Raw genomic sequence first — 15,834 nt, 5'->3', positions numbered from 1 at the left:
CGACACCGGCCTTCTGGCCAGGACGTGTCCGGAGAGCTCCCTGGTGCTGGGCTCCGGATGACTCCATAGTACGAGATCTCTCGTAGTTTGACATCCTCCGTACTACGATGCCTATCGTACGAGTCGTCCGCCGTCCCCGTGACGAAGGGAGTCCGCCGTGAGCGCGCTCTTCGAATCTCTCGCCCTGCGCGATCTGACCATCCCGAACCGCGTCTGGATGCCCCCGATGTGCCAGTACTCGGCAGCGCCGGAGGGCCCGGAGACCGGCGCCCCGAACGACTGGCACTTCGCCCACTACGCGGCGCGCGCCGCCGGCGGCACCGGGCTGATCATCGTCGAGGCCACCGCGGTCAGCCCTGAGGGCCGGATCTCGCCGTACGACCTGGGCATCTGGAACGACACGCAGGCCGAGGCGTTCCGCCGGATCACCCGCTTCCTCAAGGGGCAGGGCACCGTTCCCGCGCTGCAACTCGCACACGCCGGGCGCAAGGCCTCCACCGACCGCCCCTGGAAGGGCGGCGCCCCCGTCGGTCCCGACGCCCACGGCTGGCAGCCCCTCGGACCCAGCCCGCTCGCCTTCGACGCGGACCACCCGGTCCCGACCGAACTCACCGTGGAGGGGATCCGGGAGATCGTCGGCCAGTTCGCGGACGCCGCACGTCGTGCTCTCGCCGCCGGCTTCGAGATCGCCGAAATCCACGGCGCGCACGGCTACTTGATCGGCGAGTTCCTCTCCCCGCACTCCAACCGGCGCACGGACGTGTACGGCGGCTCGTACGAGAACCGCACGCGCCTCGCCCTCGAAGTCGTCGAGGCCGTACGGGCCGTGTGGCCGGACGACAAGCCGCTCTTCTTCCGTATCTCGGCCACCGACTGGCTGGAGGAGAACGGCTGGACGGCCGACGAAACGGTGCGCTTCGCCCATGAGCTGACGGCCCACGGCGTCGATCTCCTCGATGTCTCCAGCGGAGGCAACGCGTCCGGCGTCCGCATCCCTGTCGGCCCGGGCTACCAGGTCCCCTTCGCCGCACGCGTGAAGAACGAGACGCCGATGGCCGTCGCCGCCGTCGGCCTGATCACCGAGACCGAGCAGGCGGAGAAGATCCTCGCCAACGGGGAGGCGGACGCGGTGCTCTTGGGCCGGGAGCTATTGCGCAACCCTTCGTGGGCCCGGCACGCGGCCCGCGAACTCGGGAGCGAGGTCCATGTGCCGGACCAGTACCAACGGTCTGTCTGACCAACGGTCTGTCTGGCCACCGGTCCGGTCTGGCCACCGGTCCTTCTGGCACCGGTCCGTCCGGCCACATGACCACCTGGCCACCTGGCCACCTGGCCACTTGTGGGCAGGACGTCACGCCGCCCCTCAGCCTGTCTTCCACCCCCACTGAGGGCCGACTCGCGCCCAGTCCGCGTCCCACTGCTCCATGCGCCGTCGGTCCAGGCGCCTGCGGAGGAGCCGGCCGCCGCCGAGGGGCACGACGGCGGCGCTCGCGCCCACGAGAGCTCCGGCCAGTCCGGCCCGCAGGCCGGCCTGGGACGCGCCGGCGGGCTTGGTCACGAGGCGGCCTTCGCGGTCCGTCCAGACCTTGACCGGCGTGCCCGCCCTGCTGCCGGGCTCGACCCGCGCCTGGCCGCTGTGGGGCGATCCGTCCGCCGCCGTCCAGCGCACCTCCGCCCACACCTGTTCGGTACTCGAGGCGGACGCCGCGGGAGAGCCGGGCGCCTTCTCGCTGAGCAACGCGGGGACGGGGTGCCACTCGGCGCGCTGCCGGGCGAGGCTGTGCTCGACGGATCGCGCGCTCACCAGACCGGCGAGCAACCCTGCGATCAGGGCCAGGGTCCAGGTGGCGAGCACGATCCAGGACTCCAGTTCGTCGCTGCGGCGCCGCAGCGGGTTGCGCCGCCATCGCCACAGCCACACCCTCGGACCACGGAATGCCGCCATCGAACGCCCCTCCTACTCACCCGACACACCACTCCGCCCTCCCATACGGCAGAGGTCGCCCGGGTGCTCAGAGGGAGACGTTTCCCACACCGCCATCGACCGCCGGAAACGCTCCGACCTGCCCGGAGAGCGCGTCCAGGGGAGATTGTCAGTGCCTGGGTGCAGACTGAGCCATGGCTGAGACACATGGCTGAGACAACGCGTCCGGAGGTGGTTGGCATGACCGAGGTTCTGCTCACGGTAGGCACGCGCAAAGGGCTGTTCATCGGCCGGCGGCGCGGCGGCCGCTGGCAGTTCGACGACAGTCCGTACTTCAACGCACAGGCCGTCTACTCGGTCGCCATCGACACCCGCCGCGAGATCCCGCGGCTCCTCGTCGGCGGGGACAGTGCGCACTGGGGCCCGTCCGTGTTCCACTCCGACGACCTGGGCCGCACCTGGACCGAACCGGCCAAGCCCGCGGTCAAGTTCCCCCAGGACACGGGGGCTTCGCTGGAGCGGGTGTGGCAGCTGCACCCGGCGGCGGCCGAGCCGGACGTGGTGTACGCGGGCACGGAGCCGGCCGCGTTGTACCGCTCCGAGGACCGCGGCGAGACCTTCGACCTCGTCCGCCCCCTGTGGGAGCACCCGACGCGCTCGCAGTGGATGCCGGGCGGCGGCGGCGAGGGCCTGCACACCGTCCTCACCGACGAGCGCGACGCGAGCGCGGTGACGGTCGCCGTCTCCACGGCCGGCGTCTTCCGCACCAAGGACCGCGGGAAGAGCTGGCAGCCCTCCAACTCCGGTGTCTCCGCGGTGTTTCTTCCCGATCCGAACCCGGAGTTCGGCCAGTGCGTGCACAAGATCGCACAGGACGCGGCGACGCCGGACCGGCTGTACCTGCAGAACCACTGGGGTGTCTACCGGAGCGACGACGCGGGCGCGCACTGGAAGGACATCGGAGAGGGCCTGCCGTCCACGTTCGGCTTCGCCGCGGCCGCCCATCCGCACCGCGGGGACACGGCGTACGTGTTCCCGATCACCGCCGACGCGGACCGAGTCCCCGCCGACCACAGATGTCGCGTCTTCCGCACGGCTGACGCGGGCAAGACCTGGGAGCCGCTCTCCGCGGGACTTCCGCAGGAGGACCACTACGGCACGGTGCTGCGCGACGCGTTGTGCACGGACGGCGCGGACCCGGCGGGCGTGTACTTCGGCAATCGCAACGGGGAGGTGTACGCATCGGCCGACGACGGAGACAGCTGGCAGCAGTTGGCGTCCCATCTGCCGGACGTGCTGTGCGTGCGTGCGGCGGTCGTCGACTGAACCCCGGCAGCACTTGGCGATGGGTTCCTGACTCGAGCAACGCGGCAATTCACCCTGAGCCCACCCCTTCTCGCGGAAGGGGTGGGCTCAGCGCACCGGATCGCGCCTATGAACGGGCCGCCGCAGGTTCCGTCGTATCCCTCAGGGCTGCGCACCATCCACGGTGAGGGCCGAGGGGTGGGCGGAGAGCGGGGTCACCGATGACATGGCGATCGCACGGGAGGAGATCTTCGGCCCGGTGCTGTCGATCCTCTCCTGCGAGGACCCCGAGGAGCTGGCACCCCGGGCGAACGACACCGAGTACGGTCTGGCCGCCTGCGTGTGGACCGAGGACCTGACCACCGCACACAACCTGGCCGCCACCATCCGGGCAGGCAGCGTCTACGGCAACATGCTGCCGTTCCTGGACCCGGCCGCACCCTGGGGCGGCTTCGGCGCCAGCGGCTGGGGCCGCGAGATGAGCGGCTCCGCGATCGACGAGTTCACCGAGACGAAGGGGGTGTGGATCAACCTCGCCTGAGCCGGGCAGGTCCCATGGGTGGCGTTACGGCAGGCGCCAGTCCACCGGCTGCGCACCCTGCCGCAGCAGCAGATCGTTGGCCCGGCTGAACGGACGCGAGCCGAAGAAGCCACGGTCCGCCGACATCGGGGACGGATGCGCCGACTCAATAGCCGGAAGATCCCCCAGCAGCGGCCGCAGATTACGCGCGTCACGCCCCCAAAGGACCGACACCAGTGGTTTGCCGCGCGTGGCCAACGCCCGGATCGCCTGCTCGGTGACCTCCTCCCAGCCCTTGCCCCGGTGCGCCGCGGGCTTGCGCGGGGCCGTCGTCAACGCCCTGTTGAGCAACAGCACACCCTGCTCGGCCCACGGCGTCAGATCCCCGTTCGACGGTCTCGGCAGCCCCAAGTCGGAGTGCATCTCCCGGAAGATGTTCTCCAAACTCCCCGGCAACGAACGCACCTCGGGCGACACCGCGAAACTCAACCCGATGGCCATCCCCGGCGTGGGATAGGGATCCTGACCGACGATCAGGACACGGACGTCATCGAAGGGCTGCTGGAAAGCCCGCAGGACATTCGCCCCAGCCGGCAGGTACGTCCGGCCGGCCCCGATCTCGGCCCGGAGGAAGTCCCCCATGGCCGCAATGCGTTCGGCCACAGGTTCAAGAGCCTTCGCCCAGCCTGCTTCAACAAGTTCATGCAAGGGTCGTGGTGCCACAGCGCGTCACTCTAGTGGCACATGCCGTGCCCCGGCACAAACACAGTGGCTCTCACGCACGGACCCAGCGCCCGGCGCTACTCTTCCTCCTTACCGAGATCTTCGAGCCGGTCGAGCAGATCACGCAGCCGGTCACCGGGAAGGAGGGGAGCTTGTTCCGTCCAGTGATCAAGCCACTCCGCCAAGGTCATCACACGCCGTCAGCCTCTCTCCCCCGCATCCTGGGGGGACGCGACGCCCGCAACCTCCGGCCGCTGCTCGGCGATCTGCCTTCGGTGGAGTCCGCACACCCGTCGCCCATGCCGGCGGACCGGGGCTTCTTCGGTTCGCGTCCGTTCAGCCGCGCCGATGAACCGCTCACCCGTCAGGGCGGCCAACCCGTGGACTGGCGGCTGCCGTGACCGGTCCCGGCGCGCGGTCGGGCGTGCTGGGTGTGGACTCCGGGGGTTCGGGGCTGCGTGCCGTGCTGGCGGACGGCGGCAGCCCGGGCACGGCTCCGCTGAGCTCCGAGGAGCCGGTGCGCACCGGTCCGCGCGGTATCGACGCCGGGCATCTGGTGGAGCAACTGGTACCGATGGCCCGGCAGTTGATGGCGGACGCGGGGGTCGCCTCGCTCCGGGCCGTCACCATCGGGGCCGCGGGCTTCACCACATTGGGTGCGGCGCTGCGCGCCGAGCTGCCGTCGGCGCTGGCCCGCGAACTCGGCGTCCACCGGCTCGCGTTGGTCGCCGACGGCGTCTCCGCGTACGTGGGCGCGCTCGGGCAGCGGTCGGGGGCGGTGGTCGCGGCCGGCACCGGTTTGATCGCGATCGGTACGGATCTGACGAGCTGGCACAGAGCGGACGGCTGGGGCCATCTGCTCGGCGACAGCGGAAGCGGGGCGTGGATCGGCAGGGCCGGACTCGATGCGGCCCTGCGCTCGCACGACGGCCGGGCCGACGGGTCGGCCCGCCTCCTGGCGCGAGCCGAGGAGAGGTTCGGCACGCCCTCGACATGGCCGGGGCAGCTCTACCCGCGCAGCGACCGCCCCGCCGTACTCGCGTCCTTCGCACCCGAGGTGGCCGCCTGCGCCGATGCCGACCCGGTGGCGGCGGGCATCCTGGCCGAGGCCGCCCGGCACATCGTCGATTCGGCCGCCGCGGTCTGCCCCACCGAGGAGGAGGCCTCGTCCGGAGAGATCCGAGTCGCTTTCACGGGTGGACTGTTCAAGATGGGCGATGCTCTCCTCATGCCGCTGCGGGCCGCCCTGACGGACCGGCTGCCGTACGCGCGGCACGTCCCGGCCGCGGGCGACCCGCTCGCCGGTGCCGTACGCATCGCCGTCGACCTGGCCGACGGCCGTCTGACGCTCCCCCGCGAGGAGGACATGCTGTGCGTCTACTCGTAGCAGAACGTGACCAGTAAGATCAATCGGTACGTAACTCGTCAGACAAAACCGGACGTATACCGCTCACCTGCACCCTCCCCGAACAGGGGAGCCCAAGAAACCAGTAACATGCGGCGCCATGAGCTCCCCCACTGGGCCCGTGTCCGGCCTGCCAGTACGAATGCCGCGACCCCGCCAGCCCGGGCGGCACCGCCGTCCGGAACCGCTGGCGGCTCCCGAGGGCGCGCCCGCGTTCGTCCTCGCGGTGCCCGGCACGCCCAGCGCCGTCGTCCGCAGCCTCGCCGAAGAGGTCGTGAGCATCGCCCGCTCCGAGCTGCCCGGCATGGACGCCCGGATCGGGTACCTCGACGGGGACGACGCGGAATTCCCCACGCTCCAGCTGGTGCTCACGCGTGCCGCCGAGGAGCGCACCGCCCGCTTCGAGCAGGCCCGCGCCGCCGGTATGGACGTGAGGGAGCCCGACGGCCCCGTGGCGGTCGTGGTGCCGCTGCTCGCCGGTCCGGACAGCGCGCTGCTGCGCCGGGTCCGCCAGGCCGTCATGGAGAGCCGCGTCGCGGCCGAGCTGACCGATGTACTCGGCCCGCACCCGCTGCTCGCCGAGGCGCTGCACGTGCGCCTCTCGGAGGCGGGTCTGGCGCGCGCAGACCGCGCCCGCCTGTTCACCGTGGCGACCGCGGCGGACGGGATCATCCTGGCGTCCGTGGGCGGCGACGAGGCCGTGCAGGCGGCCGGGATCACCGGCATGCTGCTCGCCGCCCGTCTCGCCGTGCCGGTGATGGCCGCGGCACTCGACGAGGAGGGCGCGATCGCGGCCACCGCCGAGCAGCTGCGTTCCTCGGGCTCCCAGCAGCTCGCGCTCGCCCCGTATCTGATCGGCCCCGAGCTCGAACCGGGTCTGCTCGACGCGGCCGCCAAGGAAGCCGGCTGCTCCACCGCGGAGGCGCTCGGCGCGTACCCGGCGATCGGCAAGCTCGCGCTCGCCAAGTACACGACGGCGCTGGGCATTGCCCCGCAGCAGCCGCAGGGCGCGCCGGCCCGCTGACGCACGCACCACCCCGTACGCCCGGTACCCCGTGTACGCGGCCCGGCACCACGCCGGACGGCCCGTACCACCCGGTACGCAAAGGGCCCGCTCTCACGCAGGAGCGGGCCCTTCGGTCTGTCTCCTAGCCGAACACCACGCAGGACGCCGCCGGTGCTTCGACGGAGCCGCCGCGGCGCGGGATGCCGGTGTCCGGGTCGACCGCGAACCAGGTCACGTCCCCGGAGCGCTCGTTCGCCACGTACAGGAAGCGTCCCGAGGGGGCGAGGGCGAGCTCGCGTGGCCAAGCGCCGCCACACGGCACCGTGACGACCAGGCGCAGCGCCTCCGCGTCGACCGCGAGCACGGAGAGGACGTTCTGGCCGCGTGTGGCGGTCCACACGAAGCGGCCGTCGGGCGACACGACGATGCCCGACGGATACGCGTCGCCGTCCGGGGCGATCGGCAGCACCGGCGTCTCGTCGACGGGCCGTAGCGTGCCGTCGACGGAGTCCCAGCGGCAGACGGTGACGGTGGGCGCGAGTTCGTTGAGCACGTACGCGTGTTCGCCGTCCGGGTGGAACGCGAGGTGGCGCGGCCCGGATCCGGGGCGCAGCGCGATCTCGCGGTGCACCGTGAGCGCCCCGTCCCGCAGCGCGCACACGCGCACGGAGTCCGTGCCTAGGTCGACGCTCACGACCCACCGCCCGCTCGGGTCCGGCTGTACCTGGTGGGCGTGCGGGCCCTGCTGGCGCGGCGTGTGCGGGCCCGATCCGGAGTGCTGGAGCACGCCGGACGCTGTGCCCTCGAGGCTGCCGTCGGCGGCGACGGGTACGGCGGTGACGCTGCCGGAACCGTAGTTGGCGGTCAGGACGTGTCCGGCGTGCACACTCAGGTGCGTGGGCCCGCTGCCGTCGACCGGGACCGGCGGACCCACGAGCTCCGGCTTGTCGCCCTTCACCCGGTACGCGGCCACCGCGCCGTCGGCCGTCTCGCTGACCGTGTAGAGCATGTCCCCGGCGGGCGACAGCGCGAGGTACGACGGGTCGGGGACACCGTCCACGGAACTGAGGACCGTCAGTGCGCCGCTTTCGTCGTCCACGGCCGCGGTGAGGATGCCCAGGCCCCCCGCGGCCGTGAACGATCCGATGAACGCCCTCTGCCGCCGTCTGCCGCCGTCTGTCACTGCCGTCCCCTTCCGGTGCCGCGCTGTTCGGGGCGACGTTAGCAGTCAAACGCTAAAGGCCTAGACCAAACCGCGGGCTCAGGTGACTGTGTCAGCGGCGGGGTTCACGCCCCCATGGCCGAGGAGCCGCGCAGGGGCGTGGCCAGCGCGGCGAGGGCCCGCTCCAGACCATGGAGGTGGGCGAGGGCCTGCTCCGCTCCCGGATGGTGGCCCGGCACCCCCGCGGCTGCCGCTACTTCGTGCTCCGGCAGCGCGCCGACCAGGACCTCGACCGCCGCCTCGACCCGCAGGCAGGCAGCGGTGAGGCGCGCGTCGTGCGAGGCGTACGGGTCCGCGGCGACGCCCGCGAGGCCGCGGACCTCGCGGGCGCAGTCGTCGAGGAGGGCGAGCACCTGGCGGGCCCGCGCCTTGCGCGCCCGCAACGGGTTCAGCGGGTGGACCAGCGGCGCGAGCGCAAACCGGACCCGGCCGAGCAGTGCCTCCAGCTCCGCGGCCCGCGGTGCGGGATCGGCGTCGGAGTCACCGGCCAGTCGCCGGGCCGCCGCCGAGGTGCAGCCGTGCACCGCGCGCACGGCCTGGCCCACCCAGCGATCGGTCACCGCGTGCGTGGTGACCGGCAGGATCAGCGCGACGGCCAGCGCGGCGCCGAGGGCTCCGGCGCCCGTCTCCGCCAGTCGCAGCCCCAGCAGCCCCGGATGCAGCACGCCGAGGAGCCCGTACAGCAGGCCCGCCATGACGGTGACGAAGAACATCATCCACGAATAGGACAGCGCGGCCGTGTAGAAGATCCCGAAGACGCACGCCCCGACGAGGGCCGCGGTGGGCGCCGGCGCGCCGTGCAGCGGTACGGCGACGAGCAGGCCGGCCGCGATGCCGGTGACCGTGCCGACGACGCGCCGGAAGCCGCGTACCAGTGTCTCGCCGCGCGAGGCCGTGTTGACGAAGATCCACCAGGCGGTGCCGACGGCCCAGTACCAGCGCTCGTGCGACAGGAACTGGCCCGCGGCGATCGCGAAGGCGCAGGCGGCCGTCGCCTGGAAGGCCTGTCGGGTGGTCGGGCGGGAGAGACCACGGCCGGCCGGCGGGGCGGGCACCGCGGGCGGCGGAGTGCGCCGCTCGATGCACCACGCGCCGAAGCGGACGGCCGAGGACGCGGCCAGCGACAGCGCCATCGCGGCGTACAGCTGCGGGAGTTGACCGGGCACGGCGTGCAGGAACTGCGTGATGAAGAAGGTCATGAACGCGAAGATGCCGAGCGCGTGACCACGCGGTCCCCAACGGCGGGCGTACACCCCACAGAAGATCACGGCGAGCCATGTCGCGTCGCGCACGGTCGGCACCGAGTGCAGCGCGGTCGCGAGGGCGAGCACGGGGAAGCCGACGACGGGCAGCAGAGCGGTGGTGACCGCCTGGCGGCGCACGGTCGGGTCGCCGACCGTGAACAGCGCGAGGAGCGCGGCGAGCCCGCCCGTGATCGAGGCGGTCAGGGAGAGCCCGGCGAGCTCCGACACCGTCACCGCGAGGCCGATGCCGAGCACCGCGCGCAACGAGACCCGCAGCCGGGCCAGACCCGGATCCGGAGCCATGAACATCTTCTTCACTGTGGGCAGCCCGCCTCCACTTCGCGTCGAGAGCATCTTCGGACAAGGGATCTTCAGGACAGAGAGGCCTTCAGGACAAAGGCGTCTTCAAGACATGGGAATGGCGCCGCGGCACGGATCCGGCGTCTTCGCCGTCCGGCGCTGCGCGGCGCCATCGATGAGAACAAGGTAAGCAACAATGAGGCAGTGGCTCAACAGGCACGTTTTTCACTGAGCCATTGGTACAGTCGGGAGCGATCAATCCAGACCGCGAGGAGGCCAACGGACCATGGCCGTGGACGCACTCGACTCCCGCATCCTGCGCATCCTCCTGGAACAGCCGCGCACCAGCGTGCGCGAGTACGCCCGTGCGCTCGGCGTGGCCCGCGGCACGCTCCAGGCCCGGCTCGACCGCATGGAGCGCGACGGCGTGATCACGGGCACGGGCCCCTCGCTCTCGCCCGCCGCGCTCGGCCACCCCGTACTCGCCTTCGTGCACATCGAAGTCACCCAGGGGCACCTCGATGACGTGGGCGACGCACTCGCCGCCGTGCCGGAGATCGTCGAGGCGTTCTCGATCACCGGCGGCGGCGACCTGCTGACGCGGGTCGTCGCGCGCGACAACGCCCATCTGGAGGACGTGATCCAGGCGCTGATCAGCCTGCCGGGCGTCGTCCGCACCCGTACCGAGGTGGCCCTGCGCGAGCGCGTGCCGCACCGGATGCTGCCGCTCGTGGAGTCGATCGGCCGCGCGGCCGGCAACTGATCGGCCTGATCAGAGGCGGAGGGCCTGCAGGCCCACCCCGAAGGGGAGAACCGCTCCCTGGCACCCTGGACCGCATGAGCGCTCTCGGCAGCACATCGGTCATCTTCGATCTCGACGGAACGCTCGTGGACAGCGAGCCGAATTACTACGAGGCGGGACGGCAGGCGCTCGCCGAGCACGGCGTCACCGACTACACCTGGGCGGACCACGAGGGGTACGTCGGCATCAGCGCCGCCGAGACGATCGCGCTCCTCAAGGAGCGGCACGCCATCCAGGCCCCGGCCGACGTACTGCTCGCGGAGAAGAACCGCCGCTATCTGGCGCTGGCCCGTACCGCCACGCATGTCTACCCGGAGATGCGGAAGTTCGTCGAACTGCTGGCCGCCGAAGGCGTACCCATGGCCGTGGCCTCGGGTTCCTCGCTCCAGGCCATCGAGTCGATTCTGGCGGGCACGGGTCTGGACAGCAGTCTGAGGACCGTCGTCTCGGCCGACGAGGTGGCCCGGGGCAAGCCTGCCCCCGACGTCTTCCTGGAGGCGGCACGCCGGCTGGGAGCGGCCCCGGCCGACTGCGTGGTCCTGGAAGACGCCGCTCCGGGTGCGGCGGCGGCGCACGCGGCCGGGATGCGCTGCATCGCGATCCCGTACGTCGCCGCGCAGGCCGACGACCCGGCGTTCGCCACGGCGGGGCTGCTGCTGCGGGGCGGCCAGACCGAGTTCACGGCTCGGGCCGCGTACGACTGGCTCGTGCGCTCGGCTCCGTCCTCCTGACGAGCGAAACGCTGCCGAGCGAAACACTGCCGACTGTCCACCGTCCTCCACTCGCTGACCGGCGGCCGCAGGCGCCGCGAGCCTGGCACGGGGGCGGCTTATTGACGTTGACCTCGGTGCCCATGAGCATGGCGAGGCCGACCGCCGCGTCCCGGAGGGGCTCATGGGTTCTGCCGCCGTGCTCGTCGCCAACCGCGGGGAGATCGCCGTACGGGTCCTGCGGGCCGCCGCCGAGGCCGGTATGCGGACCGTCGCCGTGTATGCGGAGGGTGACGACCCGCACGTTCAATTCGCCGACCATGCCGTGCCGTTGAAGGGTTCTGACTATCTGGACGCGGGCGCACTGCTGGCCGCCGCGCGGGAGACGGGCTGCGCGTACCTCCACCCCGGCTACGGGTTCCTGAGCGAGTCCGCCGCCTTCGCACGGCAGTGCGGCGAGGCCGGGATCATCTTCGTCGGGCCGTCCCCCGAAGTCCTCGCTCTCTTCGGGGACAAGGCACGCGCGCGGGAACTGGCGCTCCAGCTGGGCGTGCCTGTTCTCGCGGGAACGCCGGGTGCCACGAGCCTGGAGGAGGCTCGGGAGTTCCTGACGGGCGGCCCCGTGATGATCAAGGCCATCGGCGGAGGCGGCGGCCGGGGGATGCGCGTCGCGCGCTCGCCCGAAGAGCTCGGCGAGGCCTGGGAACGGTGCCGGTCGGAAGCACAGCGGGCTTTCGGGCGTGGCGAGTTGTACATCGAGCGGCTGCTGGAGGGCGCCCGGCACATCGAGGTGCAGGTCCTCGGGGACGGGACGGGGGCCGTCACGCACCTGTGGGAACGGGACTGCACCGCCCAGCGCCGCCATCAGAAGCTGATCGAGGTCGCTCCGGCTCCCGAACTGCCGGCCGCTGTACGGGAGAGGCTCCTGGACTGTGCCCAGGGTCTGGCGCGGGCCACGCGCTACTCGGGGCTCGGCACCTTCGAATTCCTCGTCCGCGGCGAGGAGTTCCACTTCATCGAGGTCAATCCCCGGCTTCAGGTGGAGCACACGGTCACCGAGGAGGTGACGGGGGTCGACCTGGTGGCCGTACAACTGCGGCTGGCCGCGGGCGACTCGCTGGAGTCTCTGGGGCTGGCGCAGCCGCCTGCGCCGCCGCGCGGGTACGCCGTGCAGGCACGCGTCAACGCCGAGGTCGCGGCGGCCGACGGAACGGTACGGCCCTCGGCCGGCCGGCTCACCCGCTTCGACGTGCCCACGGGGCCGGGCATCCGTGTCGACACAGCCCTCCGAGCCGGTGCCGAAGTCGGTGTGCGCTATGACTCGTTGCTCGCGAAGGTGATCGCCCACGTGCCGCGCGACAGCGTGACCGCGGCCTGCGAGCGGGCCCGGCGGGCACTCGGCGAATTTACGATCGAGGGCGTGCGGACCGGGATTCCCCTGCTGCGGGAGCTTCTCGCGCAGCAGGGGTTCTGGGCCTGTTCGGGTGTGGTCGAGGAGCACTTGGCGCGTTCCCGGGGCGACGAGGTCGCGCGGCCTCTCCACGACACGGTCCCCAAGTCCCCCGACCACGCGGGCCCCAAGCCCCTCCACGACGCGGTCCCGAAGCCCTTCGACGGCACAGTGACCGCGCCCCTGAGTGGCACGGTCGTCTCCGTCGCCGTCTCCCCCGGCGAACCGGTGCGCACCGGGCAGCAGTTGCTGGTTCTGGAGGCGATGAAGATGGAGCACGTCGTACGCGCGCCAGGCTCCGGAGTCGTACACGCCGTGCGGACAGGCGTGGGCGAGACGGTCGGCGAAGGGCAGCTTCTGGTGGCGTTGGAGGACGGGACGACGGATGCTCCGGTCCTCGACCACGCCGAGTCGGTGGACCTCGACGCGATCCGGTCCGACCTGGCCGAAGCCCTGCGCCGACACGCGTACGGGCTCGACGAGCACCGCCCCGAGGCGGTCGCGCGACGGCATGGCAGCGGCCGGCGTACCGCCCGGGAGAACATCCAGGACCTGTGCGACGAGGGCACGTTCACCGAGTTCGGCGCGCTGGCGATCGCCGCCCAGCGGCAGCGCCGGTCACGGGAGGACCTGATCCGCTCGACGCCGGCCGATGGGATGGTCACCGGCACCGGGCGCGTGAACGGCCGGCCGTGCGTGGCGATGTCGTACGACTACACGGTTCTCGCCGGCACCCAGGGTCTGCAGAATCACCGCAAGACCGACCGGATGCTGCATATCGCGGAGGAACGGCGGCTGCCGGTGGTGCTGTTCGCGGAGGGTGGCGGGGGCCGCCCCGGAGACACGGACACCCCCTCGATCGCCGGACTGGACGTGACCACGTTCCACCGGATGGGCCGGCTCAGCGGCCTGGTACCGCTGATCGGCATCGCCTCCGGGCGGTGCTTCGCGGGCAACGCGGCGCTGCTCGGCTGCTGCGACGTCGTGATCGCCACGCCGGAGGCCACCATCGGCATGGGCGGCCCCGCGATGATCGAGGGCGGCGGTCTCGGGGTGTACCGCCCCGAGGAGGTCGGCCCGCTGTCCGTCCAGGTGCCGAACGGAGTCGTGGACATCGCGGCCCCGGACGAGACGGGGGCCGTCCGAGTGGCGCGCCGGTACCTCTCGTACTTCCAAGGCGCGCAAGGCGGTTGGACGGAACCGGACCGGCGGCTGCTGCGGCACGCCGTCCCGGAGAACCGGCGGCGGGCCTACGACATGCGTAAGGCCGTCGAGGGCCTGGCGGACACCGGTTCGGTCCTGGAACTCCGGCGGGAGTTCGGCGTCGGCATCCTGACGGCGCTGATCCGTGTCGAGGGCCGGCCGTTGGGCCTTGTCGCCAGCAATCCGGCGCACCTGGGCGGCGCGATCGACCGTGACGCGGCCGACAAGGCCGCGCGCTTCCTGCAACTCTGCGACGCCTTCGGGCTCCCGGTCGTCTCGCTGTGCGACACCCCGGGTTTCATGGTCGGCCCGGACGCCGAACGGACCGCCACGGTACGGCACTTCGCCCGGCTGTTCGTGACGGGCGCGAACCTCCGCGTGCCCCTGGTGAGTCTGGTGCTCCGGAAGGCGTACGGCCTCGGCGCGATGGCCATGATGGGCGGCTCCACGCGCACGCCGCTGGCCACGGCCGCCTGGCCCAGCGGCGAGTTCGGCGGCATGGGCCTGGAGGGCGCGGTCCGGCTCGGCCACCGCAAGGAACTCGAGGCGATCGCCGACCCGGACGCACGCGCCCGCGCCTTCGAGCAGCGCGTCGCCGAGCTGTACGAGCACGGCAAGGCGGTGAACGCCGCGGCCGCCCTGGAGATCGACGCGGTGATCGATCCGGCGGACTCCAGGCAGTGGATCCTGTCGGCGCTGGACGGCCGCGGGGAGGTGACGCGGGAGGAGTGCGGGCGCTCGTTCATCGACACCTGGTGAGCTGCCTGATGCCGGAGTCCGGCGACTCAGGGCTGGAAGAGGATCTTCACCGCTTCCTCCTCTTTGCGCTGGAAGATCTCGTAGGCGTGCGGTGCCTCGTCCAGCGAGAGCCGATGGCTGGCGAAACCGTCGACGCCGAGCGGGTCCTCGTCCGTGAGCAGCGGCAGGATGTCGTCGACCCAGGGCCGTACGTTCGCCTGGCCCATCCGCAGCTGGATCTGCTTGTCGAACATCGTCATCAGGGGCAGCGGCGAGGCCATACCGCCGTAGACACCGCTCAGCGAGACGGTACCGCCGCGCCGCACCAGCTCGATGGCGGTGAGGAGTGCGGCCAGCCGGTCGGCGCCGGCCTTCTCGGCGAGCCGGGAGGCCCAGGCGCGGGGCAGGACCGAGGACACCTGCTGAGCGGTCCGCCCGACGGGGCTGCCGTGGGCCTCGGTGCCCACGGCGTCGATCACGGCGTCCGGGCCACGGCCGCCTGTGCGGTCGCGGATCGCCTCGACGAGGTCCTTCCGCCCGTCGAACCGCCGCAGGTCGTACGTCTCCACGCCCTGCTCACGCGCCCGGCGCAGCCGGTCCGTCACCAGGTCGACCCCGATGACGACCTCGGCCTGCTGAAGCCGGGCCACCCGGCAGCACATGTCGCCGATCGGCCCCAGGCCGAGGACGGCGACGGAGCCTCCGGGCGGGATGTCGGCGTACTGGACCGCCTGCCAGGCCGTCGGCAGCACGTCCGAGAGGTAGATGTAGCGGTCATCCGGCGGCCCTTCCGGCACCTTGATGGGCCCGAACTGGGCCTGCGGGACCCGCAGGTACTCGGCCTGTGCCCCCGGAACGCCGCCGTAGAGCCTGGTGTAGCCGAACAGTGCCGCGCCCATGCCCGCGTCGGCCACCTGGGTGGTCTCACACTGCGTCGTCAGCCCGGCCGCGCACATCCAGCAGTGTCCGCAGGCGATCTGGAAGGGCACCACGACACGGTCGCCGGTTTTCAGCCCGGTCACCTCGGAGCCCGTCTCCTCGACCACGCCGATGGGCTCGTGCCCGATGATGTCCCCGGGCGTCATGAAAGGGGTGAGCACTTCGTAGACATGCAGGTCGGAACCGCACAGCCCGCTGGAGGTGACGCGTATGACCGCGTCCGTCGGTTCCTCGATCTCCGGGTCGGGCACGGTCTCCACCCGCACGTCGCGCTTGCCCTGCCAGGTCACGGCCCTCATCGCACGCTCCCTTCGCCGCTGCTCGCTCGCTCCTGTCGTCGCTG

General features: G+C 71.9%; 13 protein-coding genes and 1 pseudogene. 9 read left to right on the top strand and 5 right to left on the bottom strand.

Translation table 11 applies throughout. The annotated features are described in order from the left end of the window. The first annotated feature begins 157 nt into the window (after window positions 1-157). Window positions 158-1,237 carry an NADH:flavin oxidoreductase/NADH oxidase gene (locus FE633_RS02535; protein WP_138043392.1) on the top strand — a complete coding sequence of 360 codons (1,080 nt, stop codon included), beginning with the start codon at window positions 158-160 and terminating at the stop codon, window positions 1,235-1,237. 126 nt (window positions 1,238-1,363) lie between these two features. Here the strand turns inward: FE633_RS02535 and FE633_RS02530 are convergent, their stop codons facing one another. Beyond that, complete coding sequence (locus FE633_RS02530) at window positions 1,364-1,945, bottom strand: Rv1733c family protein (RefSeq protein ID WP_138043391.1); 582 nt, start codon at window positions 1,943-1,945, stop codon at window positions 1,364-1,366. Window positions 1,946-2,164: 219 nt separating this feature from the next. Between FE633_RS02530 and FE633_RS02525 the strand changes: the two genes are divergently transcribed. Beyond that, complete coding sequence (locus tag FE633_RS02525) at window positions 2,165-3,250, top strand: WD40/YVTN/BNR-like repeat-containing protein (RefSeq protein WP_246113372.1); 1,086 nt, start codon at window positions 2,165-2,167, stop codon at window positions 3,248-3,250. A 163-nt stretch (window positions 3,251-3,413) separates the two neighbouring features. Beyond that, window positions 3,414-3,770 (top strand): aldehyde dehydrogenase family protein, encoded by a 357-nt coding sequence (locus FE633_RS02520; protein ID WP_281291099.1) that lies wholly within the window; start codon window positions 3,414-3,416, stop codon window positions 3,768-3,770. 24 nt (window positions 3,771-3,794) lie between these two features. Here the strand turns inward: FE633_RS02520 and FE633_RS02515 are convergent, their stop codons facing one another. Then, the gene (locus FE633_RS02515) at window positions 3,795-4,472 is read right to left on the bottom strand and encodes a uracil-DNA glycosylase (RefSeq protein WP_138043389.1); all 678 of its coding nucleotides are present in this window, start codon (window positions 4,470-4,472) and stop codon (window positions 3,795-3,797) included. 209 nt (window positions 4,473-4,681) lie between these two features. On the opposite strand from FE633_RS02515, the pseudogene FE633_RS02510 reads away from it, so the two are divergent. The 3 genes and pseudogenes from FE633_RS02510 to FE633_RS02500 all read left to right on the top strand — a co-directional run. Beyond that, a pseudogene (locus FE633_RS02510) lies at window positions 4,682-4,873 on the top strand (uracil-DNA glycosylase); the annotation flags it as partial. Continuing rightward, window positions 4,870-5,859 (top strand): N-acetylglucosamine kinase, encoded by a 990-nt coding sequence (locus tag FE633_RS02505; protein WP_138043388.1) that lies wholly within the window; start codon window positions 4,870-4,872, stop codon window positions 5,857-5,859. The pseudogene FE633_RS02510 and the gene FE633_RS02505, both read left to right, overlap by 4 nt. Window positions 5,860-5,977: 118 nt before the next feature. Next, a complete protein-coding gene (locus FE633_RS02500; protein ID WP_138043387.1) occupies window positions 5,978-6,901 on the top strand; it encodes a sirohydrochlorin chelatase in 924 nt (307 codons plus the stop codon). Between the two features lie 124 nt (window positions 6,902-7,025). On the opposite strand, the gene FE633_RS02495 is transcribed toward FE633_RS02500, so the two are convergent. Beyond that, window positions 7,026-8,066: a lactonase family protein gene (locus FE633_RS02495; protein WP_138043386.1), complete on the bottom strand. Its 1,041-nt coding sequence runs from the start codon at window positions 8,064-8,066 to the stop codon at window positions 7,026-7,028. 104 nt (window positions 8,067-8,170) lie between these two features. Continuing rightward, on the bottom strand, window positions 8,171-9,658 hold the full coding sequence (locus FE633_RS02490) for an FUSC family protein (protein ID WP_138043385.1): 1,488 nt from the start codon (window positions 9,656-9,658) through the stop codon (window positions 8,171-8,173). A gap of 277 nt (window positions 9,659-9,935) precedes the next feature. Between FE633_RS02490 and FE633_RS02485 the strand changes: the two genes are divergently transcribed. The 3 genes from FE633_RS02485 to FE633_RS02475 all read left to right on the top strand — a co-directional run bounded on the left by FE633_RS02485 (window position 9,936) and on the right by FE633_RS02475 (window position 14,573). Further along, window positions 9,936-10,412 (top strand): Lrp/AsnC family transcriptional regulator, encoded by a 477-nt coding sequence (locus tag FE633_RS02485; protein WP_138043384.1) that lies wholly within the window; start codon window positions 9,936-9,938, stop codon window positions 10,410-10,412. A 74-nt stretch (window positions 10,413-10,486) separates the two neighbouring features. Beyond that, window positions 10,487-11,182, top strand: coding sequence for an HAD family hydrolase (locus FE633_RS02480; protein WP_138043383.1), 696 nt, complete (start codon window positions 10,487-10,489; stop codon window positions 11,180-11,182). A 163-nt stretch (window positions 11,183-11,345) separates the two neighbouring features. Further along, window positions 11,346-14,573 carry a carboxyl transferase domain-containing protein gene (locus FE633_RS02475; RefSeq protein WP_138043382.1) on the top strand — a complete coding sequence of 1,076 codons (3,228 nt, stop codon included), beginning with the start codon at window positions 11,346-11,348 and terminating at the stop codon, window positions 14,571-14,573. A gap of 26 nt (window positions 14,574-14,599) precedes the next feature. On the opposite strand, the gene FE633_RS02470 is transcribed toward FE633_RS02475, so the two are convergent. After that, window positions 14,600-15,790, bottom strand: coding sequence for a zinc-dependent alcohol dehydrogenase (locus tag FE633_RS02470; RefSeq protein ID WP_138043381.1), 1,191 nt, complete (start codon window positions 15,788-15,790; stop codon window positions 14,600-14,602). Between the last annotated feature and the right edge of the window lie 44 nt (window positions 15,791-15,834).

Origin of the sequence: Streptomyces montanus (assembly GCF_005786655.1) — a bacterium.
GTDB classification, from domain to species: domain Bacteria; phylum Actinomycetota; class Actinomycetes; order Streptomycetales; family Streptomycetaceae; genus Streptomyces; species Streptomyces sporangiiformans.
The sequence above is the reverse complement of the archived record's forward strand: the minus strand, read 5'-3'. Positions and strand labels throughout refer to the sequence as shown.

What these genes read in the sequence shown, in the direction of transcription:
- FE633_RS02530 (WP_138043391.1), bottom strand. Translation starts at nt 1,945, where the DNA reads ATGGCGGCATTCCGTGGTCCGAGGGTGTGGCTGTGGCGATGGCGGCGC.
- FE633_RS02525 (WP_246113372.1), top strand. Translation starts at nt 2,165, where the DNA reads ATGACCGAGGTTCTGCTCACGGTAGGCACGCGCAAAGGGCTGTTCATC.
- FE633_RS02500 (WP_138043387.1), top strand. Translation starts at nt 5,978, where the DNA reads ATGAGCTCCCCCACTGGGCCCGTGTCCGGCCTGCCAGTACGAATGCCG.
- FE633_RS02490 (WP_138043385.1), bottom strand. Translation starts at nt 9,658, where the DNA reads ATGTTCATGGCTCCGGATCCGGGTCTGGCCCGGCTGCGGGTCTCGTTG.
- FE633_RS02485 (WP_138043384.1), top strand. Translation starts at nt 9,936, where the DNA reads ATGGCCGTGGACGCACTCGACTCCCGCATCCTGCGCATCCTCCTGGAA.
- FE633_RS02480 (WP_138043383.1), top strand. Translation starts at nt 10,487, where the DNA reads ATGAGCGCTCTCGGCAGCACATCGGTCATCTTCGATCTCGACGGAACG.
- FE633_RS02475 (WP_138043382.1), top strand. Translation starts at nt 11,346, where the DNA reads ATGGGTTCTGCCGCCGTGCTCGTCGCCAACCGCGGGGAGATCGCCGTA.
- FE633_RS02470 (WP_138043381.1), bottom strand. Translation starts at nt 15,790, where the DNA reads ATGAGGGCCGTGACCTGGCAGGGCAAGCGCGACGTGCGGGTGGAGACC.